Annotated in this window: 4 protein-coding genes; 2 read left to right on the forward strand and 2 right to left on the reverse strand. The window is 54.8% G+C overall.

Features of this window, described 5'->3' with window-relative positions; genetic code table 11:
- Positions 1 to 117 precede the first annotated feature (117 nt).
- Both UC15_RS21535 and UC15_RS21540 read right to left on the reverse strand, forming a co-directional pair.
- On the reverse strand, positions 118 to 1,572 hold the full coding sequence (locus UC15_RS21535) for a M20 family metallopeptidase (protein WP_112290830.1): 1,455 nt from the start codon (positions 1,570 to 1,572) through the stop codon (positions 118 to 120).
- Positions 1,572 to 2,888, reverse strand: a complete 1,317-nt coding sequence (locus tag UC15_RS21540; protein ID WP_112290831.1) for a M20 family metallo-hydrolase — start codon at positions 2,886 to 2,888, stop codon at positions 1,572 to 1,574. Before UC15_RS21540 ends, UC15_RS21535 begins: the two co-directional genes overlap by 1 nt.
- A 201-nt stretch (positions 2,889 to 3,089) precedes the next feature.
- Here UC15_RS21540 and UC15_RS21545 point away from each other — a divergent pair, with 201 nt between their 5' ends.
- Together UC15_RS21545 and UC15_RS21550 are read left to right on the forward strand one after the other, a co-directional pair.
- Positions 3,090 to 3,986, forward strand: coding sequence for a LysR family transcriptional regulator (locus tag UC15_RS21545; protein WP_112290833.1), 897 nt, complete (start codon positions 3,090 to 3,092; stop codon positions 3,984 to 3,986).
- A 141-nt stretch (positions 3,987 to 4,127) separates the two neighbouring features.
- A complete protein-coding gene (locus tag UC15_RS21550; RefSeq protein ID WP_112290835.1) occupies positions 4,128 to 5,234 on the forward strand; it encodes a suppressor of fused domain protein in 1,107 nt (368 codons plus the stop codon).
- The last annotated feature ends 92 nt before the right edge of the window (positions 5,235 to 5,326 follow it).

The following is a 5,326-nucleotide window of genomic DNA, read 5'->3' on the forward strand; positions in this document are numbered from 1 at the left end:
CTGAATACTCATCTGTTAACCCTCTGTCGTGTTTGTCTTTTTTTATATTTATGCCGCTCATCCGGGCCGGAACGGGGCGCGAATGAGCGGTTTATTTCATTAACTGACACCTGTGATTTATTTCAATGGCGAAGGTTTCACACCAGCCGGGATCGGGCACTGATACGGGCGTCGTGCGCGTTGTACATCTCGCTCTTTCTGACAGGCCGCCAGTAAATCCGGCTGAGTGAACAGTTCAATTGCGGTTGAGGACATGACTTTTGCCGCCAGACACATGCCTTTATGGGCGATGGAGGTCCGCCCCTGCGACACAATCTGCCAGGTATGCAGCGGCGAACCGACGGCAAAACACGGGCTGAAACACTGCGCCGTCGGCACCAGCCAGCTCACATCACCGACGTCGGTTGAGCCGTAGAGGATATTGCCGTTCGGGGCATACGGAGCAACAGAGTCTGTCAGCGGGGAATGGCGCAGGGTTTCGGCGAATTCGATGCCTTCTGCGCCGCTGGTGCGGGAGATATTCAGCAGATTATTATCGATATCCTGTTCGCTCAGCGTGGCATGAATCGACGCCGCAAACGCCCGCTCTCCGTCGGTATAATGCGGTGTGCCGAAAGCCTGAACGTACTGATACATGGCGCTTTCCAGCGTGCGGTTAGGCACGTAGTTGGAACAGGCTTTATCAAAGCGCATCGACATTTTTGTGCCGGTCATCAGCGCCGCACCCTTGGCAATATCCACTACGCGGTCGAAAATCGCCTGTGCCTGATCCATTTGCGGCGCGCGGACCAGATACAGCACTTCGGCGTCTGCCTGCACCACGTTTGGCGAAATCCCGCCCGCGTTGGTGATCGCGTAATGCAGGCGCGCTTCCTGAATGATGTGCTCACGGAGGAAGTTCGCGCCGGTATTCATCAGCGTCAGGGCATCCAGCGCGCTGCGGCCCAGATGTGGCGCGGCGGCGGCGTGTGAGGACACGCCTTTAAAGCTGAACGACGCCTGAATATTGGCCAGCGTCTGGTTGCTGAACATGCCGCTGTAGGTTTCCGGATGCCAGGTCAGCGCGGCATCGACGTCATCGAACAACCCTTCGCGCGCCATAAAGGTTTTGCCGGATCCGCCTTCTTCGCCCGGACAGCCGTAAAAACGCACCGTGCCCTGAATGTTTTCACGTTCCATCCAGGCTTTCACTGCCAGCGCCCCGCCGAGTGCCGCCGTCCCCAGCAGATTATGGCCGCAACCGTGGCCGTTGCCGTTTTCAATCAATGGCTGAGCCACATCGCAACCGGCTTTCTGGCTTAAACCGGCCAGCGCATCGAATTCGCCGAGCAGGGCGATCACCGGTTTGCCGCTGCCGAAGCTGGCGACAAACGCCGTTTCCATACCACCGACGCCGCGCTCAACAGTAAATCCGCTGGCGTCGAGTTTGTCGGCCAGTAATGCAGAAGAGAAGGATTCGACAAAGCGGGTTTCAGGATGGTCCCAGATGGCATCACTGATTTCTGCCAGCGCGGGCTGCTGGTTATCGATAAAGTCATTGATAAAATTGACAATATTTTGTTGATCAGCCATCAGTTATCTCCTTTGAATTCAGTGATATTCAGCGCCAGTGCTGCCAGCGTTTTGATGCCCTGCATCATCACTTTTTCATCGAAATCAAACAGTTCATTGTGATGGCCTGCGCTAAGGTCGGTACCGAAAATCACATAAGAGGCTTCGCCGCCGCGGGATTTCACGCGTTCCATCATGTACGTGGCATCTTCCGAACCGGCCGCGCCTTCCTGACGGTCTATGATCTGTTCGAATTCGCCGAGTTTTTCCGCCTGCCGGTGGATGTAATTCACCCAGGCTGGCGTTGGCGTGCTGCTTTGCGCCGCGCCCATCAGGGTGATGTCGAATTTCACCTGATGCATTTCGGCTGCGCCGGAAATCACTTTCAGCGCCTGCTGGTAAATAAATTCGTTTACTTCATTGGTGGTGCCACGCGTTTCCACTTTCATCGTGGCGCTGGAAGGCACCACATTGCGCCCGGTACCGGCCTGTAAAACGCCGACATTGATGCGTGAATCACCGCCGCTGTGACGCGGGATCGCGTGTAAGCCGAGCGTAGCCTGAGCCGCTGCGAGGAGGGCGTTGCGACCGTCTTCCGGCTTGCCGCCCGCATGAGAAGCGACGCCGGTGAAACGCACGTCGAGTTTGGTGGTGGCCATAAACGTATCGTTACCGCAGACGATGTGATTCGCGGGTACGCCGGTGCCGATATGCACGGCGGTGAAATAATCCACATCGTCCACCACGCCCGCCTCGACCATCGATTTCGCGCCACGTGTACCTTCTTCGGCGGGCTGGAAAATCAGTTTGAGGGTGCCGCACAGCTGGTCGCGAACCTGCATCAGCACTTCCGCCAGTCCGAGACCAATGGTCGTATGACCGTCGTGCCCGCAGGCGTGCATCATGCCGTTATTGGCAGAAGCAAATCCTTCGCGGAACGGACGGTGCTGGTCTTCCAGCACTTCGTTTAAATCCAGCGCGTCCATATCCACCCGAAACCCCATCACCGGACCGGGGCGGCCGGTTTCCAGCGTGGCGACAATACCGGTAAAACCGCCGGAGAAATGCGGCATCCAGCGGGCAATCGCGCCCTGTTCCAGCGCACGTTGCTCCTGTTGAGCCAGCACGGCGTCAGAAGGCAAACCCATACGTGAATCAGCATCTATCACTTCTTTACCGAGTTTCAATGTATAGCCGAGCTTTTCCAGACGTTCCGCCACCAGCGTGGAGGTGCGAAATTCAAGCCAGCCGGATTCTGCGTATTTATGCAGGTCACGACGTTGCGTTTGCAGGGAAGGGAACAGCTTTTCTACACGTTCAGAAATCTCATTAACCATCACGGACTCTCTTTTTGTACAGACATGCAGGCTTTCCGCGCAGCGGCAGAAAGGAGGAAATTAATGCTTTGGGAAGTGCAGGCCAGCGTGCAGAAAGCGACGAAAGGCGGCCTTAGATGATTTTCAATGTACATAAAGCAATCAGGGCATATAAGATGCCAAAATCTTCTTAGTGATAATCAGGGGTTATCAAAGAATCTCGTGCCATCACAAATTAAAATGCATCAGTTACGGGCGTTTGTGTCGGTTGCGCGTCAGGGCAGTATTCGTGCCGCCAGCCGGACGATGAATTTGTCACAGCCTGCGCTGACCAAATCGATTAAAGAACTTGAGGAAGGATTAGGCGCGCGGCTGTTTATCCGTCGTCGTCAGGGCGTGACGTTAACTGACTGTGGTGAGGCGTTTTTTAAGCGCGCAAGCCTGATTCTGGAAGAGCTACGTGTCGCACAGGAAGATATTTCTCAGCGCCTCGGCGGGACCAGCGGCAGGGTGAATCTCGGTGTGGGTGCCAGTATCGCGCGTACTATCATGCCGGAAGTCGTGGACCGTTTTCACCGCGAATTCCCCGATGTGAAGGTGCGGATCGCTGAAGGACAACTGGTATCGATGATCCCCGAACTGCGTCAGGGCGAGCTGGATTTCACGGTGAATACCTATTATCAGGGACCCTTTGATAACGAACTGTTATATGAAAAGCTTATGGATAAAGAGTACCGCGTAGTGGCAAGACGCGGTCATCCGATGCAAAACGCCCGGTCGATGCAGGAGTTGCGACATTGCGACTGGACCATGCCGACGCCGCGAGGCAGCTATTACAAACTGCTCAGCGAAGTGTTCAATGAAATGGATGCGGAGCCGAATATCAGCGTGATCTGCGAAACCTTTATGTCGTGCACCAGCCTGATTGCGAAAACAGACTTTCTCAGCGTACTGTCCGTTGATGTGATTAACGATCCGGTGATCGGCCAGAGTCTGGTGGCGCTAGATTTGGATCTGCCGCTGCCGAAAGCAACGTTCTATCTCATTCAGCGGCGTGATACCACGCTGACGCCAATGGCCGCGCATCTGGCACAACTGTTCCGCATGTATTGCCGCTGATGTCGATATTTTGACAAGAAAGCGTCTGATTTAATGATTTATCGGGGATTTTTGGGAATATTGCCCGTTATCGGGCTGGCTTATCCGTTCTACACTGACCATCACAGGGAATAATAAGCTTCCTGATAATGTTGAGGTCATATGCGCCAGTCCGACATAGTTGCTGAAGTCAGTAACGACAAACAAACCCTGACCGCGCTGGTCGAGCAGGATAACCGCGTGGTGTATTTCTACATTTTTGCGCGTGAAGATTTGCGCGACCGTTTTCCGAAAATGCGTGCCTGTTGGGTACGCAATCTGGTGCCCGCGCCGGTAAACGATGACACGGACGCGATGGAGCAGGGGATGGCCCCGATGCTGGCGGCGCAATATTGCCGGAATCTGGAAGGCGAAGCGCCGCTGGATCCGGCACAAATTCAGATCCTGTGGAATGAAAGCGATGACGGCGCGGCGTTGTGGTATCAGGGATTGTTGCTGGCGGTGATCCCCGGCTGGAGTTTGTATATCGATCATTCGGTGTGTTATTCCGCCGGCTGCATTAAACAGAATCCGCTGACTTTCCCGCTGGGTTCTGCCTCGACCAACACACAATGTGAACTGGCGGAAAAGACCCGTCTTTTCTGGCGTGACTGGCAAAATGAGTTCACTAATCCGTGGCCGAAAATCCAGCGTAAACTGCTGGAATCCTATGAAGAACGCTTTGGCCCGTCGCTGAAATATTATCTGATCAATCAGGGCAACTGGCCGCCGATGGCGATTTCCCAGCATGAAGATGAAGAAAACTATTACTTCTTCACCGTCGGCATGAGCATCCGCCCGATGCCGCAAATCGACATTGTTTTCAACGATGAAGCGGAAAAGCACCGCCGCATCGAGCTGGCTTTTTCAGTTGGCAAAGAATACGTCACCGAAGAAAACGCCGTGCAGATGGCGAGTGCATTATCCGGCTACGCGCAGGTTCCCTGGACCACACTGAGCTGGCTCGGCGAAGGTCACACGCTGATGTCACCCATGGCACCGCTCGGTTTCGAAGGCCACGTGATTTCCTCCGCACTCTGCGGCCCTGCCGACAAAATGCGTTTGCCGAAGATTTACGGCGATCCGGTGAATCAGTTTTGGGTCAGCCCGGTGTTTACCAGCGAACTGGAGTTCGCCCAGGCTAAGCCAAACGGTGGATTTGAACTGGTGGCCGCGATGATCGAGAACGATATCGGGTTTGTGTTTGCGCCGAGAAGCGCGGTGATTTGATGTCACTCTCTCAGTTTTCTAACAGAGATGAGTAAGAATACCGATCTGCTCCCTCCCCTGCGAAGGGGAGGGCTGGGGTGGGGTATTAATGG

The sequence above is a fragment of the Rahnella sp. AN3-3W3 genome, from assembly GCF_003263545.1.
Classification (GTDB): domain Bacteria; phylum Pseudomonadota; class Gammaproteobacteria; order Enterobacterales; family Enterobacteriaceae; genus Rahnella; species Rahnella variigena.

What these genes read in the sequence shown, in the direction of transcription:
- UC15_RS21535 (WP_112290830.1), bottom strand. Translation starts at nt 1,572, where the DNA reads ATGGCTGATCAACAAAATATTGTCAATTTTATCAATGACTTTATCGAT.
- UC15_RS21540 (WP_112290831.1), bottom strand. Translation starts at nt 2,888, where the DNA reads ATGGTTAATGAGATTTCTGAACGTGTAGAAAAGCTGTTCCCTTCCCTG.
- UC15_RS21550 (WP_112290835.1), top strand. Translation starts at nt 4,128, where the DNA reads ATGCGCCAGTCCGACATAGTTGCTGAAGTCAGTAACGACAAACAAACC.